We start from the raw sequence: 26,979 nt of genomic DNA, 5'->3' as shown, positions 1-26,979 counted from the left end.
CTGAAAACTTGAGAAAATGTTAGTTTATTAATTCCTTTACCGAACAAACATACAAAAAAACCACAGCAAGTACATATGCTGTGGCGTATTTTGTTGATAAAAAAAGCCGTCAACACATATTGTTAACGGCTTTGTATACTTATTTTAATATTACTTCTTTTTGGCGGCTGGCTTTTTAGCTGCAGTTGTTTTCTTTGCTGCAGGTTTCTTGGCGGCCGGCTTCTTTTTCTCTGCAAAAGCATTTTTATCCTGATCCGTGATCCATTTCTTCACCTCATCCAGAGACACATCTTTCAACTCTTCAGCTTCGTATTTGGTGTCGTCTTTTTTCTTCGGAATTTTGAACATGGCTTTCCCAAATTTTACGAATGGCCCCCATCTTCCGTTTTCAATGGAAATTTTTTCTTTTTCCCACTGCTGGATATATCGGTTGGCTTCTTTTTCAAGTTTGGCATCAATCAGTTCATTGATGTCATCCTGAGAAAGATTATCAAAATTGTATTTTTTAGGAACATTGATAAAAAGATCTTTGTATTTGATAAAAGGTCCGAATCTTCCGGTTCCTTTCGTTACAGGATCTCCTTTGTAAGAAGCAATCGGTGCATCAGCTTTTTTCTTTTCGTTGATGATCTCTTCTGCACGCGCCTGGCTTACTGAAAGCGGATCTTCTCCTTTTGGAATACTGATGAATGTTTCGCCCCACTTCACATAAGGTCCGAATCTACCCACTCCTACAGAAACAGGCTGCCCGTCAAATGCGCTTAGTTCAAATGGTAATTTGAAAAGTTCCAGTGCTTCTGCCAGCGAGATGGTTGCAATATTCTGCCCTGTCATCAGGGAAGCAAAGATTGGTTTTTCTTCATCTTCCGTTTCTCCGATCTGGATCATCGCTCCAAATCTTCCGATTCTTGCGTGTACATTTTTACCAGTCTTAGGATCTACTCCAAGAAGTCTGTCCCCATTGGCTCTGTCTGCATTTTCTTCTACATCTTCAATCCTCGGGTGGAATTTTGAATAGAAAGTGGTCATCATTTCTTTCCACTTTTGGTCTCCGTTCGCAATTTCGTCAAAACTTTCTTCTACTCTTGCTGTAAATCCGTAGTCCAGAATTTCTTTGAAGTTATCGGTCAGGAAGTCATTTACGACTTCACCGATATCTGTAGGTATAAATTTATTTTTGTCGCCCCCGAATTTTTCTTCAAGAACTTCTTTTTTGATCTTATCGTTGGTAAGAGACATTTTCACCACTTCACGGGTCTGAGGATCAATTTCTCTTTTGTCTACATATTCTCTGTTCTGAATGGTCTGGATCGTCGGTGCATAAGTAGACGGACGTCCAATTCCCAATTCTTCCAGCTTTTTCACCAAACCTGCTTCCGTGTATCTTGCACTTGGTCTTGTAAATTTCTCTGAAGCTGTGATTTTTTTATAACTTAAGATTTCACCTACACTTACTTTAGGAAGCAATTTCTCGTTGTTGTCCTCATCATCATCTTCTGTCTTTACAATTCCGTAAGCTTTTAAGAAACCATCAAAAATGATCACCTCACCTTGTGCTTCAAAATGCTGAGGCAGTGATGCATTTCCTATTTCGATCACCGTTTTCTCAATTTTAGCATTAGCCATCTGAGAAGCCAGTGTTCTTCTGTATATTAATTGGTATAATCTGTTCAATTGGGCATCACCGATACTTTTTACAGCAAAATCAGTTGGACGGATCGCTTCGTGAGCTTCCTGTGCCGATGCCGATTTTGTGGTATAATTTCTTGGTGAAGAATATTCAGCGCCGTATTCTGATGTGATTTGTTTTTTTGCGCCTTCGATAGCTTCCTGGGAAAGGTTCACGGAGTCCGTTCTCATATAGGTAATGTACCCTTCTTCATACAGTCTTTGGGCAAGACGCATGGTGTTGGTTACATTATATCCTAATCTTGATGAAGCCTCCTGCTGTAGTGTGGAAGTGGTGAACGGTGCAGATGCAGTACGTGTTCCCGGTCTTGTTTCAACATTCAGAACTTTAAATTCTGTAGTTTTTGCTTTTTCTAGGAATTTTTCGGCGTCTTCTTCTTTCTCGAAGTCTTTTTTAAGTTTGGCAGAAATTTCCTGCTCGGTTTTATTTAAGAAGATCCCGTCCAGTTTAAAGCTCGCTTTCGGAACAAACTCGCGGATCTCTTTTTCTCTTTCTACGATTAATCTTACGGCTACAGACTGTACTCTTCCTGCAGAAAGACCCGGTTTTACTTTTTTCCAAAGTACCGGAGACATTTCAAAACCTACGATTCTGTCCAGAACTCTTCTTGCCTGCTGGGCATTCACAAGATTCTGATCAATATCTCTTGGGTTTTCAATAGCTTTTAGAATGGCATTTTTAGTAATCTCGTGAAAAACAATTCTTTTTCTGTTTTCAGGCTTCAATTTCAATTCATCTGCAAGGTGCCATGCAATAGCTTCCCCTTCACGGTCCTCATCGGAAGCCAGCCATACCATCTCTGCTTTCTTTACTGCAGCCTTTAATTCTGTTACCAGTTTCTTTTTATCAGCCGAAACTTCGTAATCAGGACTGAAGGTGGCAAGATCTATTCCCATACCTTTTTTTGGAAGGTCACGGATGTGTCCGAAACTCGATTTCACATCGAAATCCTTCCCTAAATATTTCTGAATAGTTTTTGCTTTTGCCGGGGACTCTACGATTACTAAATTTTTCGACATTCTAAAAAAATTTTTTGCAAAAGTAAAGCTTTTTTATTATATACTTTTTGTTAAAACAGTTTAATTTAATATTTAGATCCGTTTAACAGGCCTTCCCGAGGGCATTTTTATAGATATCAAGTCCTTTAGGGCGTATGGTTTAGGGCAAAATTCAGCTTTAATAAAATAGATGATATAGAATTTTTCATCGGTGTTGATAGATGCAAAGTATATGGAAGGCATAAAAAAGCAGAACAGGAAACCCTATTCTGCTCTGCTATTGCTTTTTTAAGTTTTACTGTTTAATGATTTTCACAATTTTCTCAGAATTATTAATTCTTATCAGATATATTCCTGAAGTGAGTGCTGAAAGATCGGTTTTTCCGTTTTCAAACTTGCCGGATCTCACCAGCTGTCCGGACATATTATAAATCTGATAATAGTAGCCTTCTTTCTCAGGAGCATTGATATAAAGGACATCTTTTACCGGATTCGGGAACAAGGTCATTTTATTTTCATTTACCTTTTCTTTTACCTCAGCACTGCTTAAAACGGCAGCTCCTTTTCCGGAAGCCAAAGCGGTAATCTGCAGTTTCGGAATAGGACCTGCTTCATTTCCATCTGTATCATATTTTATTCTAACACATCGGCAGCCCGTTCCAAAATACGGGTCGTTGTTATCATGGAAAGCGATGAAACGGTTGGATGAAGATGCCGCATCAAATAAAACATTTATGGATCTTCCCAGATAATTGGCCGCCAAAGCTCCTGTCCATACCCCCGGAAACTGAAAATTCACAGTATTGAAAGTTCCTTGCGGGGACTGATTGGCCAGAACACTTCTGAACCCGCGGGATCCTGAATCCGGAAAGTTCCCTACGGTGTATCCGGCACCATTAAACATATACCCAATGGTAGATGTTGTAGAAGGATTTCTCACCCTTGTTCCGGAATAATCTGTGGCTACACTGTAAAAAGTGGCAGCATTTTTATCTTTTTTATACCAAGGCGACTGTCCAAAATCCTGATTCGAGATCAAAGCTGAACTTGTAATATCCGGAATTCTCCAGCCTTCAGGACATGGATCAAAAGGAGATTTCTTCCCTCCTCTTCCCCATCGGTCCGGAGCAAGGTTGGGTTCATTCGCCAGCCAGTCTGTTCCATTGGTATAATTCGGCATGGCACTGTTATAGGATGCAAAAGAACTCGGAATCATATAGACCAGAGGGTTTTTAACGGAGTAAGACATCACTTTCGCTACTTTTTCTGCAGGTCGATCTGTACTCTGTGCATTTACAGATGCTGCATACGTGTTGTACGGAACAATATAATTTCCCGGTATCGTATTGTAAGTAGCCGGAGTCAGTGTTGTATAGCTCACTGTTCCGTTATCCGCCGCCGCTCCTAAAAACACATTATAGGAAGCTCTGTTATCTGCATATTGAAATGTAGGAATCGGGTCTTTTCTTCCCCACTGATAATGCATTCCTGTGGAAGCTCTTATTTTGGCAAGCTCTGCAGCAGTGGGACTCAATCCGTTAGCCACCATTGGAAAGGCATCTGTTGCTCCCAGGTTTCTGTCCATGAATTCAGTTTGAAGAACAACATCTGCTTTGTTCACATAATTCACATAATTGACCGCCTCAATTGCCGGAAGCTCTGTGGTATAATTAAAAGATCCAAGAGCAGAATCCGTGATCCAGATATGCCAGCTCCAGTATACCGGAGACGTAATACTTCCATTATGAAGTGTTACGACTGCATTTCCGCTTTGATTGGGTCGGATCTCCACTGAGATTTTTGAGCTACTGATACTTTGAAGCGAAGAAGGTGAAGGATTAACCACACTTATTTTATTAATCAGAGCTGTGTTGGTCGTCCACAACACATTCGCTTTTAAGCTGCTGAAATTGGAAGGATTCAGAATTTCCTGATTGTTCAGCAATTGGCTCTGTACCGAAAATGCTTTACTTACAGGAATCTCTACCGTAAACAGCTGGGTATTCTTAACAGCCTGATAGGTATTGGGATTATTCATTCCCTCTCTATACTCTGTAGGGGACAATAAATATTCGGAAGGGAAATTATATTTATTTACAATATACAGCGGGTCTTTGATGCACCGACAGCCATTCGCTTCTGACGTATACATTCCGGACATCGGCATATAGGTATATCTTCCTATAATGTTCGGATAAGCGGGATCAGGAACGTCCGGCTGACCTTTATCAGGGATCATATAAAGCCCTCTGGTGATTACCGTGGGAGATCCATCAAAATGCCTGCCCATAGTAGCGGTCCATAAAGCGGTATGGTGCTGATCGGTATACTGTCCTTCATGGGCACTTCTGATCAGCTGTCCTGTTCCCGGAAAAACACCCATATTGTTTCCGCCCACATTCGAAAGATCAAAACCCAGATTGGGATAAATTCTGAATCCGGTCATGAATGCAGGAACACCGGTATCAGTAGGTTTTATAATGTGATATTTATTCGTTTCAAAAAGGTCTTTCCCCATATTGGTTCTGACACCGAAAGGAGAAAAATCTACCCTAATATCATCTGCATAAGACTGAGAACCTAAATTGGCAACGAGCATTGATGGTACTCTCCATCCATTCGGACAAGGGTCGTAAGGAGATTTGTCTCTGTAAGGCTGAGCACTGTTGTCATTATTATAATCCGCATTGATTAACCCTCTGGAATTATCCGACCAAAGATTAAGCTCTGAAAGTCTACCATCGCCTATTTCTGAGTAACGTCCAAACCAGTTGACCGGGAGATTCGGGTTATTGTTATAAAAAGCCTGGACATTACTTCCATCTTTATTTACATAGATCAGGCTTAACGGGTTCTTTACAGAAAGTCTGATATTACTGATGACTTCAGCATTGGCAAAAGGAACGAATTTCGTAAGGTTGTCAATACTTGCAGCACCTGCCATATTCTTAGCTCCCCGATGTCTGACTCTCCCCACAGACCCGGACACTTCATAAAAATCATTTCCTCTGGTCACTAGGGGTGGAATCGGATCTTTTCGTCCCCACTGATAAAGAAGCCCGATACTCCTGTTCCAGTCTGAGGAAGTAATAGAACTGCTTAAAGCACCGAGATTACGGTCCATCCATCCCCAGTCGGAATCGGGAATAGGCTCAACAGTTCCGTCGGTCTTCACTCTAGTGATATTGCTAAAGCTTTTATAAGTGGCCCCGTTGCCCGGATCGTCAGTTACCCAGATATGCCAGCTCCAGTAGATCTCTCCATTTATTCTGAAGGCAATGACAGCATTTCCTTTTTTGGTTTTATTGATGGGAACTTTTATTTTGGCATTCTGATTAGAATCCAGAATCTCGAGAGAATATCCTGTTCCTGATTTGATCAGCCCGTGGGAATCTTCCCACAAGACATCGGCAGTTACTGTACCCGGAGGAATCCCGCCGTCTTTAATGTATTTGTCATCTGCCCACATAGCGTAGGCCTTCCGGACCGGAATCAGCAGGCCTTCACTGCTTTGACCGGGATCAAAAATATAACTGTTGGGAGCTTTTGTCCAGTCCGGAGCTATCTCTCTGCTAACAGGTCTACGTAAGGTATCACCTGTTAACATTAATCTTTCCGTATATCTATACGAGGGAGGAATTTCATTTAATCCCCTGCTATTCATGGAATAGGTACCAATCGACACTAAGCAAAAAATTGCCGCAAAATTTTTAACTAAATTTCTCATATCCTTAGACTTGTGTGCCCTTCAGGAAATACAACTTTTAAGCCTTCGCCAATAATAAATCATTAATAATATAAATAAGAATATAATATTCAAATTATATCATTAATAATCAATCAGTAAAATATTATAAATACGAAAACGGCACAACTCGTTTCACAGCATGCAAAAATAAATGATTCAAATGAGATATGAGAACGGGAAATTCAAGTTGAATAAATTTTAATAAAAGAGGGGGAAAGCAGGAAGCGGGAGTATGGAAATAACAAAAAAGACAGCCTTAAAGCCGTCTTTTATATAGTATATAGATTAAGTTCTTAAGGAAGAATGTGGTTTTTATAAAGCTCGGTTGTAAATCTACCCACTTTAATATTGTTAAATGAGCAGAAAACAATAATATTAAAAATAACAAGCGCTATGATAAAGGCGTAAATCATTTTCTTCATCCCACTAGACACTACATACATCGCATTAGGGATAATAACGAATGAGAAACCAATAAATGCACCTACCAGCCTGGATGAAAACACAGGATTATTTCTGAAAATGAAATAAAAACATATTCCTATTACCGCATAAGCTCTGTGATATTCATAATATGGATACAGTTCTTTCATCTTGGTATCGAAAGCAAAGAGGAAGAAGGTAAGGATCATCATCATGGCCTCGGGAATTCCGAAACCACCATTCAGCCTTTCTATGGACTCATCCATATATCCGTTCAGACCTTCTACAAGGATATTCTCAGAAGCCATACTGCTCAGGAAATCTCCAAAAACCCTGTACACTTCAAAAGGTGAAAGAAATACGGAGATAATGATCAGCACAAGCATCACTGTTTTACTCAAAGGAATACGTACCAGCCAGTACAGCGGAAGAAACAGGTAACTTACCGTATGGATTCCGGACGCGATAAATATAAAAAAGAGATAATGCCAGAGTTTCCGCTCTTTGATATACCGTATGGCAAAATAAACAATGAATGTCCCTAAATTCTGCCTGATCTGCCCACTCTCCCCAACAAAAAAGTAGGGAACAAACATAAAAAGGGTAAACGTAAAGGGATAAAAAGTATTGTCTTCCGTATATTCTATCTTAAAAAAAATAGCGCAGACGGCAATGACGAGTGTGAGGACATAAAAGGGAGCATCAAAGACATTAAGCAGTATTTTATTGATCAAAGTATACAGCCATTCCACATCCAGCTGATCCGGTCCCTCAATATGAAGCATCTTCAGAAAGATACTTTCATAGCTTTTGGTGTCGGAATAGATGTACAATCCTTTGTAACTTCCGTAATCCGGACCTACGTTGTCACGGAAACCAACCAGTATGATGAGATAGATTCCCAAAAACCAGAGCCATTTTTTATCTACTTTTTTGCCGAAAACTTCCTGTACACTAAAAAAAAGCATATAGACAATCGCCACTATAAAATATGGATGTAATACACTCATGCTAGTTGTAGGTTTTATTTAACCGGTGCAGGGTGCACAAGGAGGCTCCAAATCTGTAATAAGATAAGAAATACAGCAGAAAAGGGAATACTATTGGGAATAGAAATCCGTCTATTTTTTCATCATTTTTTTTCAACATATCTAAAACAGATTCTTATTTCTTTAATAATAATATGGGTTTAAAATATATTTCTTGAAAGGGAACTTTTGCAAAAGTAGAATATTTTTTTATTCTGCCTAGAATATTTTGTTGATTTTCAGACAAAACTTATAGCCCAAATGTTTTGAACTAATGTTGAAAAAATTAAATTTGCAGACTTGATTTCACCATATAATGCATCGTTTTTTTATTTTTTTATATTATCTCATTTCTAAAAACAGGGTCCTTTCTGCTCTTATTGCTATTGGGACGGCTGTTCTATGCGGATTTTTTGCTTCAAAAATTAATTTTGAAGAAGATATCAACCAGATAATTCCTAAAAATGAAAAATCAGATCTTACGGCAAAAGTTCTCAAACAGCTGAATTTTTCGGACAAGATCATCGTGATTATAGAAAACAAGTCCAAAGAAGATAATTTTCAGTTATCCGAAACCGCAGATACTTTTCTGCAGAAAGTGGAACCTTTGAAGAAATACATCGGTGCTATTCAGGGAAAGGTGAACGACAGTGAAATTTCGGAAACATTTGATTTTGTGAATCAGAATCTGCCTTTGTTCCTTGATGAAAACGATTATAAGGAAATTGAAAGAAAACTTCAGAAAGACAGCATTTCAAAACAGGTAGAGAACAATTATGTATCTCTGGTTTCGCCTACGAGTCTTGTGACGAAAGAGTTTATCAAAAAAGATCCGCTGGGCATTACCTATTTAGGCATTAAGAAATTAAATGCTTTAAACATCAGTAAAGATTTCAAGCTTGAAGACAATTACATTGTCACCAAAGACGGGAAAAACCTCCTTCTCTTCATCGATCCGAAAAACAAAAGCAACGACACCAAGGGCAATGAAGTCTTTGTCAATCAGCTTAATGAGATAAAAGACGGCATCAACAAACAGTTCAAAGGAAAAACGGAACTCAGCTATTTCGGTTCTCCGGTAATTGCTGTAGCGAATGCACAACAGATCAAAAAAGACATCCAGAATACGGTCATGATCTCAATGACGGTGTTATTGATCCTGCTTATTTATTATTTCCGGAACTTTTTCACCCCGATTATCGTATTTCTCCCGACTGTATTTTCAGTACTCCTCGCCCTGCTGATTCTTTATTTTATTAAAGATAAGATCTCTGCCATTTCTTTAAGTGTAGGGGCTATCCTTATCGGGATCACGATTGATTACGCTCTTCATATTCTTACCCATTATAAACATAATAACAATATAGAAGAACTTTACAAAGAGATCACCCAGCCCATCGTCCTGAGCAGTGCTACAACAGCCGTTTCTTTTCTCTGTCTGGTATTTGTACGTTCTGAAGCATTGAAAGATCTTGGTCTTTTCGCTGCCATTACTGTTATTTTATCGTCCATCACGGCATTAATCATCGTTCCTCAGCTTTATAAGCCAAAGCAGAAAGGGGAACATCAAAGCACCAATTTTATAGACAGGATCGGGTCTTATCCTTATGAGAAAAATAAACCTCTGATTATAGGCTGTTCTATTATCATCGTGGCCTGTCTGTTTGGTTTCAGACATGTAGGATTTAATGAAGATATCGGGGACCTTAATTATATTCCAAAAGATTTAAAGATAAGTGAAGCCAAGCTACAGAAACTTTCCGACATCACTTCAAAATCTATTTACACCATTTCTTACGGTAATTCTGAGGAAGAAGCCCTGGCAAGAAACTCCCGTCTGAGCAATTTCCTTGAAAAAGAGAAAAAAGAGGGAAAAATTCTGAGCTACAGTTCACTCGGAAATGTTGTTCTTTCTGAAAAGGATCAGAAGCAAAGGATTGAAACCTGGAAGAAATTCTGGGATGCGGATAAAAAGAACCGCACGGTTTCGGAACTGGTGAGCAGTGGAAATCAATTTGGATTTAACAGCAGTGCTTTTGATAACTTCAATGAAGTTTTAAATAAAAATTATACGGAATTAAGCCTCAAAGACTACGAAAAAGTAAAAGCATTACAGATCTCCGAATTCCTGAGCAATGAAAACGGTTTTTATACGGTTTCCAATGTGGCCAAAGTAGATGAAAAGAAAAGAGATCACTTTATAAAAGATGTTGAGAAGCATCACGATGCACTGGCCATCGACCGCCAGCAGATGAACGAAAACTTTCTGGGACTGCTGAAGAGAGATTTCAGTACGCTGATTAATTATTCGCTTCTGGCCATTGTTCTGACGATTATTGTTTTCTTCAGAAATTTTGAACTTACAGTTCTTACGATGTTTCCTATTGTATTGACCGGAGTAGTAACAGCGGGCATTCTGTATTTTCTTGGATTGGAATTAAATATTTTCAGTACTGTGGTTTGTACACTGGTATTCGGTGTGGGTGATGACTTCAGTATTTTCCTTACAAAGGCGATGCAGAAGGAACATACCACCGGGAAAAACGAACTTCCGACTTACAGAACCTCCATTATTCTGGCGGTTTTCACAACGATATTATCCATCGGTTCTTTGATCTTTGCAAAACATCCGGCATTACATTCACTGGCGCTGGTTGCCCTGATCGGAATGTTCTCCGTGATTATTATTACCTCAACGCTTTATCCGTTCTGGTTTAGATTACTGATCACCAACAGAGCGAAAAAAGGACTTTCTCCTATTACATTCAGACTGTTCTTAAGATGTATCATTTCCTTCTTTTATTATGGATTGGGAGGATTGGTCTTTTCACTGATCGGGAGTGTCTTTGTCAAAAGATCGAAAGGGAAAACTTTAGATATCATTAAATTAATTTTAGCTAAATTTTTAACATCAGTATTGCACATCAGTCCTTTTGTAAGAAAAAGAGTGATAAAAAATCCAGCAGAAGATTTCAGCAGACCGGCCGTGATCATTGCCAATCATACTTCTTTTCTCGACACCCTTGCGATCGCCATGGCTACGCATAAGATTATTTATCTGGTGAATGACTGGGTGTATGATTCTCCGGTTTTCGGAAAACTGGTAAGAGCGCTCGGTTTTTACCCCGTTTCCCAAGGCATAGAGAACAGTATGGAAAAGCTGAAAGAAAAAATTGATCAGGGATATTCGCTGGTTGTTTTCCCGGAAGCAGAACGTTCTTACACGAATGATGTAAAAAGATTCCACAAAGGAGCCTTTTATCTTGCCGAACAGTTCGGACTGGATATTCTTCCATTATACATTCACGGGAATTCTGAAGTGCTGCCGAAAGGTGACTTTATCATCTACGACGGAAGTATTACAGTAAAAGTTGGTGACAGGATCAGTAAAGATGATCTGAGTTTTGGAAAAAACTATTCCGAAAGAACGAAAAAGATCAATGCGTACTTCAGAGAAAAATTTGCCGAACTAAGAATCGAACTGGAGGATGAAAATTATTTCAGGAAAAAATTATTCCTGAGTTATTTATTTAAAGACAGTGAGGTGGTAAAAGAAGTTAAGGATGATTTCAATGCCAACAAATCGGTTTATTTTGAATTGAATAAACACATTGCCAGAGATGCATCTATTCTGCATATGGCTGATGATTTTGGGCAAAAAGATGTACTTTTAACTCTTTATCAGGCCGAAAGAAGAATTTTTTCCCTTATCACAGATGAGGAAAGAAGACAAACGGCTATGCAGACTTATCTGGTGAAAAGAAGAAAGATTCACTATATTAAAAATGTTTCTGAGATTCATAAGACTGTTGACACTCTTTTGATTTCGGATCAGCAATTTGATGTCAGCAGCCTGGAGAAGCTTCCGGAGGCCATTATCTTCCTGAATACGATTCATTCAGACTTTAATAATTCAGATTATTATGAAGAATTTAATTCAAAAGGAATAAAAATATTCAAAAAACACTAAATAAATATGAAAAGCATATTTTTGTAACCGTTAAAGAATACTAATGAAAAAAAATATACTCGTAATCTACTATTCACAGACTGGACAGCTGGAAGATATTGTAAAGAATATAGCGCAGCCTTTCGAAGCCAAAAAGGAGGAATATGACCTTACGTATTATAATATTCAGCTGAAAGAGGATTTTCCTTTCCCCTGGCCGGAAGATGTTTTCTTCAATACGTTCCCTGAATCTTATCTTCAGATCCCGAAAGAGATCTTTCCTCCTTCTGAAGAGATTCTGAACAAAAAATATGACCTCATCTTATTCGGATATCAGGTATGGTATCTTACACCGTCTATTCCTATCATCTCCTTTTTAAAGAGTGGTTTTGCGGAAAAAATACTAAAAGGCACGGATGTGGTTACCATCTCAGGAACCAGAAATATGTGGATGCTTTCTCAGGAGAAACTAAAGGTATATTTAAAAGACCTTGGTGCAAAACTGGTCGGAAACATCGCCTTAGTGGACAGACATGACAATTATACAAGTGTACTCACCATCTTACGCTGGCTGACGACAGGAAAGAAAGAGAAATCGGGAATGCTTCCTGCTGCAGGGATTTCGGATGAAGAAATTTCAGGATCTGTAAAGTACGGCAGAATTATAGAAAAGCATTTCAACAGTGGAAATCTTTCCGGTCTTCAACCTGAACTGGTACAGAACGGAGCGATAGAAATCCGCCCTTTTTTAGTAAGAGTGGAAAAAGTAGGGAATAAAATATTCACCATATGGTCTAATCTGATTATGAAGAAAAAAGAGAAACGTCCATTGTTGATAAAATTCTTTAAGGTATATTTGATGGCTGCGATATGGATTATCTCACCTGTCGTCTTAGTTTTACACCTACTGACAACCCCCATATTTTGGTCTAAAAGACAAAAACAAAAAACATATTTACAAGGAATTAATTTAAAATAGAATGTACGACGTATTTATAACAAAAGCATCAACATACTTACCCAACAACCCGGTATCAAATGATGAAATGGAGACTTATCTTGGTCTGATAAATGACGCTCCTTCTAAAGCAAGATCACTGATTTTAAGAAATAACAAGATCACCACAAGATATTATGCTTTGGACAAAGAAGGAAATCCTACTCATACCAATGCACAGCTGACCGCAAAAGCTGTAGAAGGACTATTCGATGAAAATTTCAAAAAGGAAGATATGAAACTGTTGTCCGTAGGAACTACTTCTCCGGATCAGATGCAGCCTTCACACGCTTCTATGGTTCATGGTGAGCTGAATATCGGTAAATCTATTGAAATTAATACCGCTACAGGTCTTTGTAATTCCGGGATGAATGCCCTGAACTACGGATTCCTTTCTGTAAAGGCCGGTGTGAATGAAAATGCAGTATGTGCAGGTTCTGAGAGAATGTCTGCATGGATGACCGCCGATAAATTCAACCATGAAGCTGAAAATTTAAAAGCACTGGAAGAAAGACCTATCGTTGCCTTTAAGAGAGAATTCCTGAGATGGATGCTTTCTGACGGTGCAGGTTCATTCCTTCTTGAAAATAAACCGAGAGAAACCGGAATTTCTTTAAAAATAGAGTTCATCGATTTTTATTCCTACGCTCACGAGATCGAAGCATGTATGTATGCAGGATGCGACAAGCAGGAGGACGGAAGCCTTAAATCATGGGCAGACTACCCTTCTGATGAATGGCTGAAGCAATCTATCTTTGCCATTAAACAAGATACCAAGATCTTGGACAAATACATCCTGGTAAAAGGTGCGGAAAGCTTAAGGTCTTCTTTCGACAAACACAATTTAGATCCGGCAAAAATCGATCACGTTCTGGCTCATATTTCTTCAGGGTATTTCAAAGAAGGCTTGAAAGACGAATTTGCTAAAAAAGGAATGGATTTCCCTGCGGAAAAATGGTTCTACAACCTTTCTGACATCGGAAACATCGGAGCAGGCTCTATCTTCGTAGCACTGGAAGAATTAATGAATTCCGGAACGCTGAAAAAAGGAGAAAAAGTATTGCTTTGTGTTCCTGAAAGCGGAAGATTTGCTTATTCTTGTGCCCTGTTAACAGTTTGCTAATGGAGAATCAACTGCCGACATCCGATACGAATTTTGTGGGAAGCCTTATTCCCCAGCGTTTTCCGTTTGTCATGGTTCATGAGCTTACGGAATTTTCTGAAAATCATCTGGTATCAGGATTTGAGATCAAAGATGATAATATTTTTATCCAGGACGGAATATTTCAGGCTTCGGGACTTATAGAGCATCAGGCACAGAGTGTCGCTTTGCATACCGGTTACAAATATTATCTTTTAGGAAAAGACGCGCCTACCGGATACATCGGTGCCATCAAATCTTTTGAAGCGGAAATCCTCCCTAAAACAGGTGACCGTCTGGTATCGGAAGTAACGATCCTGAATGAAGTAATGGGCGTAACACTGGTAGATATTGTCACGAAACTGAATGGCGCAATCATTGCAAAATCCCAAATGAAAACTGCTGTAAAATAACTGTAATGGAGATCAAAGAAGACCAACTTATCAATATACATAACTTTCTGCCGCACCGCGAACCGATGCTGATGGCAGATTATATTCTGGAATTGACCAAAGAAAAAGTTGTGACTTCCTTTGAAATAAAAGAAGATAATGTGTTCGTCTACAACAATGAACTTGCAGAGGCCGGCCTGATTGAAAATCTTGCCCAAACCTGCTCTTCTATTCTGGGACAAAGCTTCTTTGAAAATCCTGAAGCAGATACCAAAGTAATTGGCTTTATCACCAATATTAAAAAGATCGAACTTTTCGGTCTTCCGAAGACAGGGGATAAGATCATTTCAAAAGCCTCGCTGATCTCTCAGTATGAAAATGTCTGCAATATCTTTTGTGAGACGTTTAATCATGATGAGCTGCTGATCAGGGCAGAGATCAATCTGTTTATTCAGGAGATAAAATCTTAATACTTCATTTTAGTTAAAATATATAACCGTACGATTACCGTGCGGTTTTTCTTTTTGGGGTTAAAGCCAGTTTTATTGTTCTTTTAAAACTACCTCATCAAATTGTAAGATAAACTGTGAGATATGGAAAGCCTGCCGGTAACTTCCGGCCTCCATCTTCCCTCTTCCCTCCTAATGATCAAACAACCCTTATTTTTCGATATATTTGATGAAAATAAAAGTATGAGTGTAAAAGTAAGGTTCTATTCAGATAATGTTGAATTTGATTTTGAAAATTCTGTTGAGTTTCCCGTAGCTCCGCAAATTGGGGATGAAGTGAATCTTATTTCATTTTTTAAATACAAGACCTCCGAAAGACTGGAATACTATAACAATATGGATGATCTTGATCTGTATAATGACGCGGTAGTATCTCAGCGTACCTGGTGTAATGATCTTGACAAACAGGAAGTGTATCTGCTGGTAAAACTGACTTACCGTCCAAACAGATAAAATTTTCTTTTGAAATTAAATTCAAAAAATAAAAAAGCGGAGCATTGCTGCTCCGCTTAAAAAAATTGGTATCATAAAGGGTTAGTACCCGAAGATTTCTTCAAGAGATACCTCCTGGAACGTTCCCATTTTATTGATGGATTCCATATTCAGGTTTTCTTTCTTACCGATGATCGCTGTGTTGTATTTCATAGGCTTGATCTCAGTATTGTAGAAGCTGGTAAGCTGTGGTAATGTCAGCCCCTGGATTTCAGCATATGTATCTTTTCTGATATCATAATCTACTCCCAGTTTTTTCAATGCTAACTGATTAAAGAAAATATTCGTTCTGTTAATTCTGTTAGACGCAATCTGCTTCAGCGCAGAACCTTTTGAGTTCTCAAACTGTGCAGGAATCTGCGGCAGAGAAGCCATAAGATCGCTCATTGCATTGACTGCTGATGGAAGCTTATTAGCCTGAGTTCCGATATAATTCGTGATATAGTTGGCATGTCCTTTTTCTGAAGCATTAGCATAATACACATAGGCTGAATACGCCAGTGACTTACTTTCTCTGATTTCCTGGAAAACAATAGAAGAAAGTCCTGATCCGAAATAGCCATTGAAAACATTCGCTTTTCCGAAGTTACTTAAGTTTACATCACCACCTTTAGCTACTTTAGACATTTCCATCTGAACCATGTCGTAGTTGGTGAAATATACTTTTCCGTCTGCTGCGGGCTCCTGATATTCTTTAGCTTTTGCCGGCTGAACGCTCGCTTCTGTAATATATGGCTTAACTGATTTTTCTAAACCTGACTGCTCCTGTCCATAAAGGAATACCTCATATGGCGACTGGTTCAGTACTTTGATTTTCTTAGTCAGTTCATTCACATCAATGCCTTCAAGACGTTCTTTAGAAACGACATCTGCCATTCTCGAATTTTTGCCGTATTTTGCATAGTTCGTCAAAGCAGCCATGATTCTGGTTTTATCTTTTTTAGCAGCAGCTCTTGCTTCAAGGATTGTTTTCACCGTCTTCGCGTAAGTCTCTTTATCTGCTTTTACATTCGTCACCCAGTGGTTCATCAGCTCAGCACCTTTCTTCATATTGGCTTCAAGACCGCTCAATGTGATGATTACCTGATCGTTTGAAGTTCTGAAACTGTAAGTGATTCCCAGTTTGTAGAACTCACCTTTCAGCTGTTCAGGGGTGTATTTATCCGTTCCAAGATATTCGAAAAGGGTTACTGCTACTGAAAGCTCCTTATCGTTATCCGTTCCAAAAGGGAAAATATAGCTGATCTGTGCTACATCATTATATTTATTCTTTACAAAGCTAACTTTCTTATCTTTGATCTGAGTCGTCTGAATAGCCGCTTTATAATCGATGAACTCAGGTTTGATCTCAGCTACTTTAGTGCTTAGAATATCTTTAAGGAAAGGAGACTGTGCTTCTCTGTTCAGTTTGATTGGAGTAATTCCAGGATTCTGTACACGAACCAGTTTATCATTCACTCCTTTTTCTTTGTAAACAACCACATAGTTGTCTTTGAAAAATTCGTTGGCAAACTTTACCACATCAGCCTTTGTAATTTTCTCGTACTGGTTGATATCATTTAATTCCTGCTCCCAACTTTGCTCGTTGATATAAGTACTGTACAGTGTAGTAGCTAATCCGTCTGCAGTTTCCCACGACTTCATACGCTGTACCTTTTTATCATTAACGATTGCTTTCAGCATCCAATCCGGGAACTGCCCTTTTTTCACAAGATCCAGCTGATCCAATAGCAATTTCTTAGCATCATCAAAGCTCTGTCCTTCTTTCGGCGTTACAGACATGGTAAAAGCACCATAGGTTTTAAAAGCAGATTCGTAAGCGCCTGCACCCAGTACTTTTTGGGTCTGGTTCATATTAAGATCTATAAGACCTGCATCTCCCCTGTTGCTTAAAATTTCTGCAACGACATCTGCCAACCTTGCATTCTGGCTTCCATTAGAATCGGATCTCCATGCAAGAGTCATTCTCGGCGTACTTGGGCTTTTCACGGTTCTGGACACAATGCTTTCCATAGGCTGTTCCGATACCATTTTTTTCATGGGCAGCTCTTTGTATTTGAAAGTTCCGAAATACTGATCTACCATTTTGATGGTTTTATCAAAATCCAAATCTCCTACAAGAACCACTGCCATATTATTAGGCACATAATAGGTGTCAAAGTATTTATGAATGGCAACCATAGACGGGCTTTTCAAGTGCTCTGAAGTTCCTATTGTTGTCTGCTGACCGTTTGGATGTTTTGGGAAAAGAGCTTCCATCATTGCATAATTCACAAGACGGCCGTCGTTATCCTGAGCTCTGTTGTATTCCTCATACACCGCTTCCAATTCTGTATGGAAAAGACGCAGTACCAGTTCGGAAAAACGTTCTTTCTCTACCTGAAGCCACTTTTCAAGCTCATTGGCCGGAATATTATTTTTATAAACCGTTTCATCAAGCCACGTGTGGGCGTTTGTTCCTGTTGCTCCCAATGAAGAGATCGCTTTGTCATATTCGTTGGCAATCGCATATTTAGATGCTTCCTGAGAAACTTCATCTATTTTCTTATAGAGTAATTTTTTCTTTTCAGGATCCTTTTCTGCTTTGTGCTGCTCGTAAAGATCAGAGATCTGTTGTAACAATGCTTTTTCCTTTGCCCAATCCTGCGTTCCCAAATGAGAGGTTCCTTTGAAAACCATGTGCTCAAGATAATGCGCCAAACCGGTGTTATCGCTAGGGTCGTTATTAGATCCAGTTCTTACCGGAATATAGGTTTGAATTCTCGGAGCATCATCATTTTTTGCCAGATACACCTTCAGTCCGTTTTTCAGCGTATAAACTCTTACCCCGGATTGGTCATTCTTTACCGTTTCATAAGTGTACCCCTGACTGTCCGTCATCTTCTGAGTATCAAACTTCTGTGCCATTGCATGAAGCATGCAGAAAAGCGAAACAGAAATAAAAAATTTCTTCATAAGTCTTATTTTATTTTATCCAAATTTCTTAGAACATTATTAGTCTACATTTATAATACACTTGTTACAGCTTATGTATTACAAATTCTGAATTAATATTTTTCAGTTAAAAATAGCTTTTATCCCTTTAAAAAGCCTATCCGGTGCATTCTGATTTAATATGATTTACATATAATGTATTTTCACTATTTTAGCCAACTGATTAAAAAGAATTAAAAAGGTGATCCTTTTTGATTCTTAAAGTAGAAAAATAATACAGTTTACATGAAAAAACAAGACCTGCCTCAGGATGAAAGCAATCTGAAGTCAGCAAACATGACCGAAGTCTTGTATGTGACGGATGAAAACGATAATTATACGACGGCCAACAGCATTGGCTGGGAAGCTAAAAAAGCAGCCCTGGAAGAATCTCTGGAACTTATTCATGAAAGAATTGAAGAAGCCAGACAGGACGTCGCCAATAATATATCGAGTCCCATTATGTATTTTATGGAACTGAATAAAATGGATCTGGGTGTTCTTGCTTCCTATGTCGGAATGTGGCAGTGGAGAGTAAAAAGACACTCAAAACCAAGAGTATTTAAAACACTAAACGAATCCGTACTGAAAAAATATGCCGATGCGTTCGGGATTTCAGTGGATGAATTAAAGAACTTTGACGGAAAATAATACTGAAATGAAGCATACCATCCTATGCACAATTTCATTTCGCCAATGAAAAAGATAAAAGCAGCAAATGAAACTTAACTTTGAACACCATCAGACCGCGCATTGCGAAAACGGTGTTGCCTCCAATCTGTTACTCAACAAAGGCTTAAAACTCAGTGAACCAATGATCTTTGGGATCGGTTCCGGACTGTTTTTCGTCTATCTGCCATTTTTGAAAGTCAATTTTGCTCCCGGCTTCAGCTATCGTCCGATGCCCGGTGCTATTTTCAGCAAAGCAGCCAAAAGATTGGGAATTAAAATCAAAAGAGAAAAATTTTCTAATCCTAAAGACGCACAGTCCGCTTTAGAGAGAAACTTAAATCAGAATATCCCGACAGGGCTTCAGGTGGGCGTTTTCAACCTTACCTATTTCCCTGAAGAATATAAATTCCACTTCAATGCCCACAACCTGGTGGTATACGGAAAAGAAGACGGAAAATTCCTGATCAGCGACCCGGTAATGGATTATACAACTTCTCTGTCCGAAGCTGAACTTGAAAAGGTAAGATATGCCAAAGGCGCACTGCCTCCAAAAGGACATATGTACTACCCGACTTACATCCCGGACAATGTAAATATTGAAGAAGCCATTAAAAAAGGAATCAAAGACACCTGCAAAAACATGCTGGCTCCGGTTCCCCTTATCGGAGTAAAAGCCATGAGATGGGTCGCCAAGAGCATCCCGAAATGGGCAGCAAAGAAAGGAACTAAAGTCACTAACCATTATCTCGGACAGCTGATCAGAATGCAGGAAGAGATTGGTACTGGTGGTGGCGGTTTCAGATTTATCTATGGAGCTTTTCTTCAGGAAGCAGCGGTCATCCTTAAAAATGATGAATTAAAAGAGCTGTCCAAAGAAATCACTGCGATTGGTGACCTGTGGAGAGACTTTGCCGTGGATATTGCCCGTGTTTACAAAAACAGGAATTCAAAAAGCGATATCTACAACAATCTTTCAAAATCTATGCTTCATATCGCAGATCTGGAAGAAGCTTTCTATAAAAAACTGAGAAAAGCGATCTGATATGGCGGAGAATATGATTGAGATCAAAAATCTATACAAAAAGTACAAAAACTCCGAAGAGTTTTCTGTGAACGATATCTCGCTGAATATTGAGAAAAATGAGATCTATGGAATTCTGGGACCAAACGGTGCCGGAAAAACCACTCTGATTTCCATGCTTTCAGGATTAATCAAACCTACCTCCGGACAATTTACGATCAATGGTCTGTCTCCTCAGAAAGACAGTTTCAAGATCAAAGAAATTATCGGAATCGTGCCTCAGGAATATGCGCTCTATCCTACTCTTACGGCTAAAGAAAACTTAATGTTTTACGGAAGTCTGTACGGATTAAAGCATAAAGAACTTAAAAGAACCATCGATGAATCCTTGGAGATCATGGGACTTTCAAAGTTTGCAGATAAAAAGGTAGAACAGTTTTCCGGAGGAATGAAACGCCGGTGCAACCTTATCGCAGGAACACTTCACAATCCGAAAGTACTGTTCCTTGATGAACCGACTGTAGGTGTTGATGTTCAGTCTAAAAAAGTAATCATCGATTTCTTACAGGAACTGAATAAAAACGGGACGTGTATCATTTACACCTCTCACCACCTTTCCGAGGCAGAAGAATTCTGTACGAAGATCGCCATTATCGACAGAGGAAGAATACACGCGGTAGGAACACCGGAAGAACTGGTAGCACAGATCGCCAACGCTGAAAACCTGGAAGACGTTTTCATATCATTAACAGGAAAAGAACTAAGAGATGTTGTTGTATAAACTTTGGAGAAGCTTCGTGAAGGAAATCCTTCTTCTGAAGAGAGATATTGGGGGAATAGTCATTATTTTCGTCATGCCGTTGCTGTTAATTGTAACGATTACATTAATTCAGGATTCTACTTTCAAAAATCTGGAAGGTTCAAAAATCCCGATTATTTTCATTGATAATGACAAATCCGAGGTATCCAAAAACATAAAACAGGAACTGGAAACCAGCAAAACATTCCAGCTGCTGACGAATTATAACGAAAAGTCAGCGCAGGAAGCCGTGTTTTCTGGAGATTATCAGATGGCCATCGTCATTCCTGAAAATTTAACGAAAGATTTAAATTCAAATATAGATTCCAAAGTTCAGACGATCGTAAGTTCGTTCGGACTGGAAGGCGATGCAGCAGCGGTGAAAAAAGCAGCTCCGAAAGCCAAAGAAATTCATCTGTATTTTGATCCGGCAACCAACGTAGGATTCAAAAACTCCGTGATGAATTCTGTGAATAAAATGGTGTTTGAGATCGAAAATAAAAAGATCTACAAAGCATTTCAGGATCAGCTGGGAACAGAAGAAAACCTTGATGAGAACAAAAACCTCATCAGCTTCAAAGAGATCACCCCGAAAAAAGGAGCGATGGATGTGATGCCGAACTCAGTTCAGCACAATGTTCCGGCCTGGACGCTTTTCGCGATCTTCTTTATTGTCGTTCCGCTTTCTATCAATTTAGTCAAAGAAAAAAGTCAGGGCACGAGTGTAAGAGCGAGAATCAGCCCTACGCCATACTTTGTTCATATTTTAGGAAAAACATTCACGTATCTGATCATCTGTATCATTCAGTTTTTACTGATGGTCGCTGTGGGAATCTACCTTTTCCCTTACATGGATCTGCCGGCATTTGATGTTTCAGGGAAAATGTTCCAGCTTATTGTGGTGACTTTATTTTCCGGACTGGCAGCCATCGGATTTGGGGTTTTACTGGGAACTATTGCAGATACTCAGGAACAGTCTGCGCCTTTTGGAGCTACTTCGGTGGTAGTTCTGGCCGCTATCGGAGGAATTTGGGTTCCCGTATTTTTAATGCCGGAATTTATGCAGACCGTAGCCAAATTCTCCCCGATGAACTGGGGTTTGAATGCCTATTATGATATTATTTTAAGAAACAGTGGTATCGGAGGAATTGCCAAAGAACTTGCTTTCCTTTTTGCATTCTATATTGCGATGGTCGCTATTTCTATTTTTTACGAACGAAAACAAAATGCAGTCTAAAGAAAACATATTAACCTGTACGGAAGAAGTAAGGGTAAGATTCAACGAAACAGATCCTCTGGGCATCGTCTGGCACGGACATTATATCGTGTATTTCGAAGACGGAAGAGAAGCCTTCGGAAGGGAGCACGGCCTTACTTATCTCGATATTCAGAGAGAAGGCTACGTGACACCTATCGTAAAAAGTACCTGTGAACATTTTCTTCCGTTAAAATACGGAGAAACATTCAGGATCGTCACCACTTTTGTGAATTCCGTATCTGCCAAACTGATCTACACCTATGAACTGTTCAATCAGGATGATCAGCTGGTATGCAGCGGAGAAACCATTCAGGTTTTCTTAGACAGTAATGGAAGCTTATGCCTTTATAATCCTGAGTTTTTTCAGGCATGGAAAGATAAAATGGGATTATAATGAAGAAAGAAATTTATATTACAGACTACAACTGCGTCACTCCTTTAGGTTTTGACGTTACTTCGAACTGGAATCATCTGGTAGAAGGAAAATCAGGCGTGGGTCTGCATCAGGTGATAGAAAATCAGGACGCTTTTTATGCTTCCATTATTGATACTGAAAAGCTGGAAAAAGAATTTAAAAACAATTTTGACGGTCAGGATTTTACAAGACTTGAGAAAATGTTTCTACTGAGTTTAAAACCTCTGGTTGAAAAGGATGATATTTCGGAAGAAACGGCTTTCATCCTATCAACGACCAAAGGAAATATCAGCTTATTAAAAAATCAGACGGCATTACCGGAAGGCGTTTATCTTTCAAAATTAGCACAGAAAATTGCTGATTATTTTGGATTTAAAACAAAACCCATCGTGGTTTCCAATGCCTGCGTTTCAGGAGTAATGGCTATTGCTGTTGCTAAAAATATGATTAAGGCCGGGAAATATAAAGATGCTTTTGTAATTGCCGGTGATGAGGTTTCAGAGTTTGTGATCTCAGGATTCAACTCTTTCCAGGCCATCGGAACGGAACCATGCAAGCCTTACGACAAAAACAGAAACGGAATTAATATCGGTGAAGCGACCGCAGCGGTGTATATCACTTCTGCTCCAAGTGAAAACGAAAAGTTTAGGTTTAAAATATCCGGAGACTCCGCCGTGAATGATGCCAATCACATTTCGGGACCTTCCAGAACGGGAGACGGATTGTATGCAAGCATCAAAAATGCAATGACAGAAGCGAATGTTACCTCTGATCAGATCGATTTTATTTCCGCCCACGGAACCGCCACCATCTACAATGACGAAATGGAAGCCATCGCCTTCAACAGAATGGAACTTCAACATGCTCCATTGAACAGCATGAAAGGATATTACGGACACTGCCTTGGCGCATCGGGACTTTTGGAAAGCATTATTTCTATGGAAAGTGCCCGCCACGGACTGCTGATTCCTTCTAAGAATTTTGAAGAAACGGGAGTTTCCCAACCTTTGAATATCATTACAGAAAACCAGTCTGCAGCCATTCAGTATATTTTAAAAACAGCTTCAGGCTTCGGCGGATGCAATGCAGCGATTGTTTTAGAAAAATGTTAAAATGAAAGTGATGAAGAAAACGGACAGCTGTACCATAGAACATTCGAAAATAACCGTTAACGGACTTCCTGTTTTTGAAAGCCATGCGGAAACATTTCACGATTTTGCGAAAGAAGCTTATAAAAGTTTAGAAATCAATTATTCCAAATTTCACAAGATGGATAATCTGAGTAAGCTTGCTTTTCTTGCTTCGGAAATAATTTTAAAAGATGAAGATCACAGCAGAACAGCAGTGGTTCTTGCCAACCGATCATCCAGTCTGGATACGGATTTCAAATACCAGGAAAGTATCAACTCAGAAGAAAATTACTTCCCTAGCCCTGCCGTATTTGTCTACACCTTACCTAATATCTGTGTAGGTGAGATCAGCATCAGACATCAAATGCAGACGGAGAATGCTTTTTTCGTTCTGGATGAATTGGATGAACAATTTTTAAACGACTACGCAGAGCAGATCCTGCTGTCCGGAAAGGCAGAAAAAGTTCTCTGCGGCTGGACGGAACTTTATCAGGAAAATTATAAAGCTTTTGTATATTTGCTAACCCTATAAAAATGTAACAATATAACAATGGAACAATATAACAATGTAACAGTCTAGCAATGTAACAATTCTAAACATAGAAATGGATATATTCATGCATTGGTACACTGGTACATTAAGTACATTGGTACACTATTAATCTATATTATGGAAAACTTAAAAACAGAATTAAAGCACAAAATCATTGAAGTTCTAAACCTTGAAGACGTTTCTGTAGAAGAGATCAAAGATACCGATCCTTTATTCGGAGGCGGATTGGGTCTTGATTCTATTGACGCTCTTGAGCTTATCGTTCTTTTGGATAAAGACTATGGAATAAAATTAGCCGATCCTAAAAAAGGAAAGGAAATTTTCCAATCTATCGATACAATGGCTCAATTCATTGAAGACAACAGAACGAAATAAATAAATGTACCAATATATCAGTTTAACAGTCTAGCAATCATTGTTACACTGGTAGATTGATACATTGGTACATTAATACACTGTTACATTAAAAATAAATGAACAAGAAAATTGCCATCACAGGAATGGGCATCATTTCTTCCATCGGAAACAATGTGGAGGAAAATTTTATTTCGTTAAAAACCGGAAAACACGGAATTTATGACATCCAGATGTTTGAGACCCGCCATGCCGGAACTATAAAAACAGGCGAGATAAAATGGTCTAATGAAGAGCTTGTACAACAGCTTCAGCTGCCTGAAGACAATAATGTGACAAGAACTTCTTTATTAGGCATGATCGCCGCAAGAGAAGCTGTAGCATCTGCCGGAATTTCGGATATCAATGAATACAAAACCGGTCTCATCTCTTCTACCAGTGTCGCCGGAATGGATATCACGGAAAGGTATTTCTACTCTTACGAAGACTTTCCTGAAAAGCAAAAATACATCGATGCTCATGATGCGGGAAATTCCTCATTGGCCATCGCTGATTATCTTGGATTAAACGGTATGGTTTCCACGATCAGTACAGCCTGCTCTTCAGCAGCGAATGCGATCATGATGGGTGCTAAACTGATTAAAAACGGTGTTTTGGACCGTGTGATCGTGGGTGGCACGGATTCTCTTTCAAAATTTACTTTGAACGGATTCAATACGCTGATGATTCTTACCGATTCTTACAATACACCATTTGATAACGACAGAAAAGGGTTGAACCTTGGGGAAGCCGCCGCTTTTATCATTCTTGAGTCTGATGAAGTCGTGAAAAAAGAGAACAAAAAAGTCCTGGCTTATCTTTCCGGCTATGGCAATGCGAATGATGCCCATCATCAGACCGCTTCGTCAGAAAACGGACAGGGTGCTTTTCTCGCCATGCAACAGGCTCTTAAAATATCCGGTCTGGAAAAAGAGAACATCGATTATATCAACGTTCACGGAACGGCGACTCCCAATAATGATTTATCAGAAGGAATTGCCATGATCCGGATCTTCGGTGAAGGTCAGGTTCCTGAATTCAGTTCTACCAAAGCTTTTACCGGACATACTCTGGCAGCAGCAGCGGGAATTGAAGCGGTATTTTCCATTTTGGCGATGCAGCACAGCGTCATTTTCCCTAATCTGAATTTCAAAACGAAAATGGCAGAATTTGACTTAACTCCGGTTACAGAACTGAAGGAGAAAGACATTAACCATGTGCTTTCCAATTCATTCGGGTTCGGAGGGAACTGTTCTACTTTAATTTTCTCAAAATCATGAACGCAGTATACATCAACAGTGCATCCTGCATCTCTGTTCAGGACACTTTAAAAGAAAATTTTTTCCTGGATCTTAAAGCTGACCCATCTGTTCAGATCTTAAAAGCTGTAGATCCCAACTATAAAGAATTCATTCCCCCTGCGATGATCAGGAGAATGTCTAAAACCGTAAAAATGAGCTCTGTAGCCTCCAATTATGCTTTAAAAGAAGCAGGAATTGAAAAACCGGATGCCATCATTGTAGGAACGGGAATGGGATGTTCCCAGGATTCTGAAAAGTTCCTGAAAAATGTGATCGATAATAATGAAGAGTTTCTGACTCCTACATTTTTTATCCAATCGACTCATAACACCGTTGCAGGACAGATCGCTCTCGGACTTCAGTGTCATGCGTACAATTTCACGTATGTCAACACCTCTTCCTCACTGGAATTCTCTTTTCTGGACGCTCAGCTTCAGATCAACGACGGAGAGGCTGAAAATGTTCTCGTAGGCGCTGCAGATGAGCAGACAGCCAGAACCATGGAACTTTACCGTCTCAACAATACGATAAAAAAAGAAGAAGATCTTCCCGCTGATTATTTACATTCCGAAACGGATGGCGTGATCTGGGGTGAAGGGGCAGCTTTTTTTGTTTTAGGAAAAGATAAAACGGAAAGTTCTTTCGCAAAACTTAGAGACATTCAGATCATCAACAGATTGGAAATAGAAAAAACATCAACTTTTATAGGAGATTTTTTAGCTAAAAACAATTTGAAACATAAAGACATCGATGCTGTAATCTTAGGTTTCAGTGGTGATGCCACATCTGATGTTTACTACACAAAAGCAATGGATGCGTTTCATAATTCAGCTTTACTGTATTACAAACATTTGAGCGGAGAATTCAATACAGCAAGTGGCTTTTCCACATTTATGGCCTGCCATATTCTGAAGGAACAGCAAATTCCGGAAGTCATGATGATCCATTCAGTGCAAAAGACCGACATTAAAAATATTCTTCTTTACAATCATCTGGCTGGAAATGATCATAGTCTGATGTTGCTGGAAAGAGCTTAATCAAACAGGAAAACATCCAATTGGTAGGTTTCCTGAATGCAGAGATCAAAATAAGTACAA

Annotated in this window: 20 protein-coding genes; 16 read left to right on the top strand and 4 right to left on the bottom strand. The window is 39.2% G+C overall.

The genetic code is table 11. From position 1 onward, the window contains the following. Nucleotides 1-150 precede the first annotated feature (150 nt). The 3 genes from topA to IW22_RS12950 form a co-directional block, all read right to left on the bottom strand. Nucleotides 151-2,709: a type I DNA topoisomerase gene (gene topA / locus IW22_RS12960; protein ID WP_034727019.1), complete on the bottom strand. Its 2,559-nt coding sequence runs from the start codon at nucleotides 2,707-2,709 to the stop codon at nucleotides 151-153. A 274-nt stretch (nucleotides 2,710-2,983) separates the two neighbouring features. Further along, on the bottom strand, nucleotides 2,984-6,295 hold the full coding sequence (locus tag IW22_RS12955; RefSeq protein ID WP_165571888.1) for a T9SS type A sorting domain-containing protein: 3,312 nt from the start codon (nucleotides 6,293-6,295) through the stop codon (nucleotides 2,984-2,986). Between the two features lie 434 nt (nucleotides 6,296-6,729). Next, entirely contained in the window at nucleotides 6,730-7,869 is a 1,140-nt protein-coding gene (locus tag IW22_RS12950; RefSeq protein ID WP_051891226.1) for an EpsG family protein, read from the bottom strand. A gap of 334 nt (nucleotides 7,870-8,203) precedes the next feature. Here IW22_RS12950 and IW22_RS12945 point away from each other — a divergent pair, with 334 nt between their 5' ends. The 6 genes from IW22_RS12945 (at nucleotide 8,204) to IW22_RS12920 (ending at nucleotide 15,328) form a co-directional block, all read left to right on the top strand. Further along, entirely contained in the window at nucleotides 8,204-11,857 is a 3,654-nt protein-coding gene (locus IW22_RS12945) for an MMPL family transporter (RefSeq protein ID WP_034727017.1), read from the top strand. A 43-nt stretch (nucleotides 11,858-11,900) separates the two neighbouring features. Continuing rightward, the gene (locus tag IW22_RS12940) at nucleotides 11,901-12,815 is read left to right on the top strand and encodes a hypothetical protein (protein WP_034727016.1); all 915 of its coding nucleotides are present in this window, start codon (nucleotides 11,901-11,903) and stop codon (nucleotides 12,813-12,815) included. A gap of 1 nt (nucleotide 12,816) precedes the next feature. After that, nucleotides 12,817-13,956 (top strand): beta-ketoacyl-ACP synthase III, encoded by a 1,140-nt coding sequence (locus IW22_RS12935; protein ID WP_034727015.1) that lies wholly within the window; start codon nucleotides 12,817-12,819, stop codon nucleotides 13,954-13,956. Beyond that, nucleotides 13,956-14,387: a hypothetical protein gene (locus tag IW22_RS12930; protein ID WP_034727014.1), complete on the top strand. Its 432-nt coding sequence runs from the start codon at nucleotides 13,956-13,958 to the stop codon at nucleotides 14,385-14,387. Before IW22_RS12935 ends, IW22_RS12930 begins: the two co-directional genes overlap by 1 nt. Before the next feature lie 5 nt (nucleotides 14,388-14,392). After that, a complete protein-coding gene (locus IW22_RS12925) occupies nucleotides 14,393-14,836 on the top strand; it encodes an ABC transporter permease (protein ID WP_034727013.1) in 444 nt (147 codons plus the stop codon). Between the two features lie 123 nt (nucleotides 14,837-14,959). Continuing rightward, nucleotides 14,960-15,328, top strand: a complete 369-nt coding sequence (locus IW22_RS12920) for a hypothetical protein (protein WP_034727012.1) — start codon at nucleotides 14,960-14,962, stop codon at nucleotides 15,326-15,328. Nucleotides 15,329-15,409: 81 nt separating this feature from the next. On the opposite strand, the gene IW22_RS12915 is transcribed toward IW22_RS12920, so the two are convergent. Next, entirely contained in the window at nucleotides 15,410-18,322 is a 2,913-nt protein-coding gene (locus tag IW22_RS12915) for a M16 family metallopeptidase (protein ID WP_051891225.1), read from the bottom strand. Nucleotides 18,323-18,586: 264 nt separating this feature from the next. On the opposite strand from IW22_RS12915, the gene IW22_RS12910 reads away from it, so the two are divergent. From IW22_RS12910 to IW22_RS12865, 10 genes are all read left to right on the top strand, one after another. Further along, nucleotides 18,587-18,991 carry a hypothetical protein gene (locus IW22_RS12910; protein ID WP_034727011.1) on the top strand — a complete coding sequence of 135 codons (405 nt, stop codon included), beginning with the start codon at nucleotides 18,587-18,589 and terminating at the stop codon, nucleotides 18,989-18,991. Between the two features lie 67 nt (nucleotides 18,992-19,058). Then, nucleotides 19,059-20,054, top strand: coding sequence for a BtrH N-terminal domain-containing protein (locus tag IW22_RS12905; protein WP_034727010.1), 996 nt, complete (start codon nucleotides 19,059-19,061; stop codon nucleotides 20,052-20,054). A 1-nt stretch (nucleotide 20,055) separates the two neighbouring features. Then, a complete protein-coding gene (locus IW22_RS12900) occupies nucleotides 20,056-20,814 on the top strand; it encodes an ABC transporter ATP-binding protein (protein ID WP_034727009.1) in 759 nt (252 codons plus the stop codon). Continuing rightward, nucleotides 20,801-22,069, top strand: a complete 1,269-nt coding sequence (locus IW22_RS12895) for an ABC transporter permease (protein ID WP_034727008.1) — start codon at nucleotides 20,801-20,803, stop codon at nucleotides 22,067-22,069. Before IW22_RS12900 ends, IW22_RS12895 begins: the two co-directional genes overlap by 14 nt. Continuing rightward, nucleotides 22,059-22,484 (top strand): acyl-CoA thioesterase, encoded by a 426-nt coding sequence (locus tag IW22_RS12890; protein ID WP_034727007.1) that lies wholly within the window; start codon nucleotides 22,059-22,061, stop codon nucleotides 22,482-22,484. The genes IW22_RS12895 and IW22_RS12890 overlap by 11 nt, the downstream gene beginning before the upstream one ends. Continuing rightward, complete coding sequence (locus IW22_RS12885; protein WP_034727006.1) at nucleotides 22,484-23,617, top strand: beta-ketoacyl synthase N-terminal-like domain-containing protein; 1,134 nt, start codon at nucleotides 22,484-22,486, stop codon at nucleotides 23,615-23,617. The genes IW22_RS12890 and IW22_RS12885 overlap by 1 nt, the downstream gene beginning before the upstream one ends. A 10-nt stretch (nucleotides 23,618-23,627) precedes the next feature. Beyond that, nucleotides 23,628-24,167: a 3-oxoacyl-ACP synthase gene (locus IW22_RS12880; RefSeq protein WP_034727056.1), complete on the top strand. Its 540-nt coding sequence runs from the start codon at nucleotides 23,628-23,630 to the stop codon at nucleotides 24,165-24,167. Nucleotides 24,168-24,305: 138 nt separating this feature from the next. Beyond that, nucleotides 24,306-24,563, top strand: a complete 258-nt coding sequence (locus IW22_RS12875; RefSeq protein ID WP_034727005.1) for a phosphopantetheine-binding protein — start codon at nucleotides 24,306-24,308, stop codon at nucleotides 24,561-24,563. Between the two features lie 98 nt (nucleotides 24,564-24,661). Then, nucleotides 24,662-25,861 carry a beta-ketoacyl-[acyl-carrier-protein] synthase family protein gene (locus tag IW22_RS12870; protein ID WP_034727004.1) on the top strand — a complete coding sequence of 400 codons (1,200 nt, stop codon included), beginning with the start codon at nucleotides 24,662-24,664 and terminating at the stop codon, nucleotides 25,859-25,861. Beyond that, nucleotides 25,858-26,919: a beta-ketoacyl synthase N-terminal-like domain-containing protein gene (locus IW22_RS12865; RefSeq protein ID WP_034727003.1), complete on the top strand. Its 1,062-nt coding sequence runs from the start codon at nucleotides 25,858-25,860 to the stop codon at nucleotides 26,917-26,919. Before IW22_RS12870 ends, IW22_RS12865 begins: the two co-directional genes overlap by 4 nt. Nucleotides 26,920-26,979: the final 60 nt, after the last annotated feature.

Source organism: Chryseobacterium sp. JM1 (genome assembly GCF_000737715.1).
Taxonomy (GTDB): domain Bacteria; phylum Bacteroidota; class Bacteroidia; order Flavobacteriales; family Weeksellaceae; genus Chryseobacterium.
This window is presented reverse-complemented; position numbering and strand designations above follow the sequence as displayed.

What these genes read in the sequence shown, in the direction of transcription:
- topA (WP_034727019.1), bottom strand. Translation starts at nt 2,709, where the DNA reads ATGTCGAAAAATTTAGTAATCGTAGAGTCCCCGGCAAAAGCAAAAACT.
- IW22_RS12955 (WP_165571888.1), bottom strand. Translation starts at nt 6,295, where the DNA reads ATGTTAACAGGTGATACCTTACGTAGACCTGTTAGCAGAGAGATAGCT.
- IW22_RS12950 (WP_051891226.1), bottom strand. Translation starts at nt 7,869, where the DNA reads ATGAGTGTATTACATCCATATTTTATAGTGGCGATTGTCTATATGCTT.
- IW22_RS12945 (WP_034727017.1), top strand. Translation starts at nt 8,204, where the DNA reads ATGCATCGTTTTTTTATTTTTTTATATTATCTCATTTCTAAAAACAGG.
- IW22_RS12940 (WP_034727016.1), top strand. Translation starts at nt 11,901, where the DNA reads ATGAAAAAAAATATACTCGTAATCTACTATTCACAGACTGGACAGCTG.
- IW22_RS12935 (WP_034727015.1), top strand. Translation starts at nt 12,817, where the DNA reads ATGTACGACGTATTTATAACAAAAGCATCAACATACTTACCCAACAAC.
- IW22_RS12930 (WP_034727014.1), top strand. Translation starts at nt 13,956, where the DNA reads ATGGAGAATCAACTGCCGACATCCGATACGAATTTTGTGGGAAGCCTT.
- IW22_RS12925 (WP_034727013.1), top strand. Translation starts at nt 14,393, where the DNA reads ATGGAGATCAAAGAAGACCAACTTATCAATATACATAACTTTCTGCCG.
- IW22_RS12920 (WP_034727012.1), top strand. Translation starts at nt 14,960, where the DNA reads ATGGAAAGCCTGCCGGTAACTTCCGGCCTCCATCTTCCCTCTTCCCTC.
- IW22_RS12915 (WP_051891225.1), bottom strand. Translation starts at nt 18,322, where the DNA reads ATGAAGAAATTTTTTATTTCTGTTTCGCTTTTCTGCATGCTTCATGCA.
- IW22_RS12910 (WP_034727011.1), top strand. Translation starts at nt 18,587, where the DNA reads ATGAAAAAACAAGACCTGCCTCAGGATGAAAGCAATCTGAAGTCAGCA.
- IW22_RS12905 (WP_034727010.1), top strand. Translation starts at nt 19,059, where the DNA reads ATGAAACTTAACTTTGAACACCATCAGACCGCGCATTGCGAAAACGGT.
- IW22_RS12900 (WP_034727009.1), top strand. Translation starts at nt 20,056, where the DNA reads ATGGCGGAGAATATGATTGAGATCAAAAATCTATACAAAAAGTACAAA.
- IW22_RS12895 (WP_034727008.1), top strand. Translation starts at nt 20,801, where the DNA reads ATGTTGTTGTATAAACTTTGGAGAAGCTTCGTGAAGGAAATCCTTCTT.
- IW22_RS12890 (WP_034727007.1), top strand. Translation starts at nt 22,059, where the DNA reads ATGCAGTCTAAAGAAAACATATTAACCTGTACGGAAGAAGTAAGGGTA.
- IW22_RS12885 (WP_034727006.1), top strand. Translation starts at nt 22,484, where the DNA reads ATGAAGAAAGAAATTTATATTACAGACTACAACTGCGTCACTCCTTTA.
- IW22_RS12880 (WP_034727056.1), top strand. Translation starts at nt 23,628, where the DNA reads ATGAAGAAAACGGACAGCTGTACCATAGAACATTCGAAAATAACCGTT.
- IW22_RS12875 (WP_034727005.1), top strand. Translation starts at nt 24,306, where the DNA reads ATGGAAAACTTAAAAACAGAATTAAAGCACAAAATCATTGAAGTTCTA.
- IW22_RS12870 (WP_034727004.1), top strand. Translation starts at nt 24,662, where the DNA reads ATGAACAAGAAAATTGCCATCACAGGAATGGGCATCATTTCTTCCATC.
- IW22_RS12865 (WP_034727003.1), top strand. Translation starts at nt 25,858, where the DNA reads ATGAACGCAGTATACATCAACAGTGCATCCTGCATCTCTGTTCAGGAC.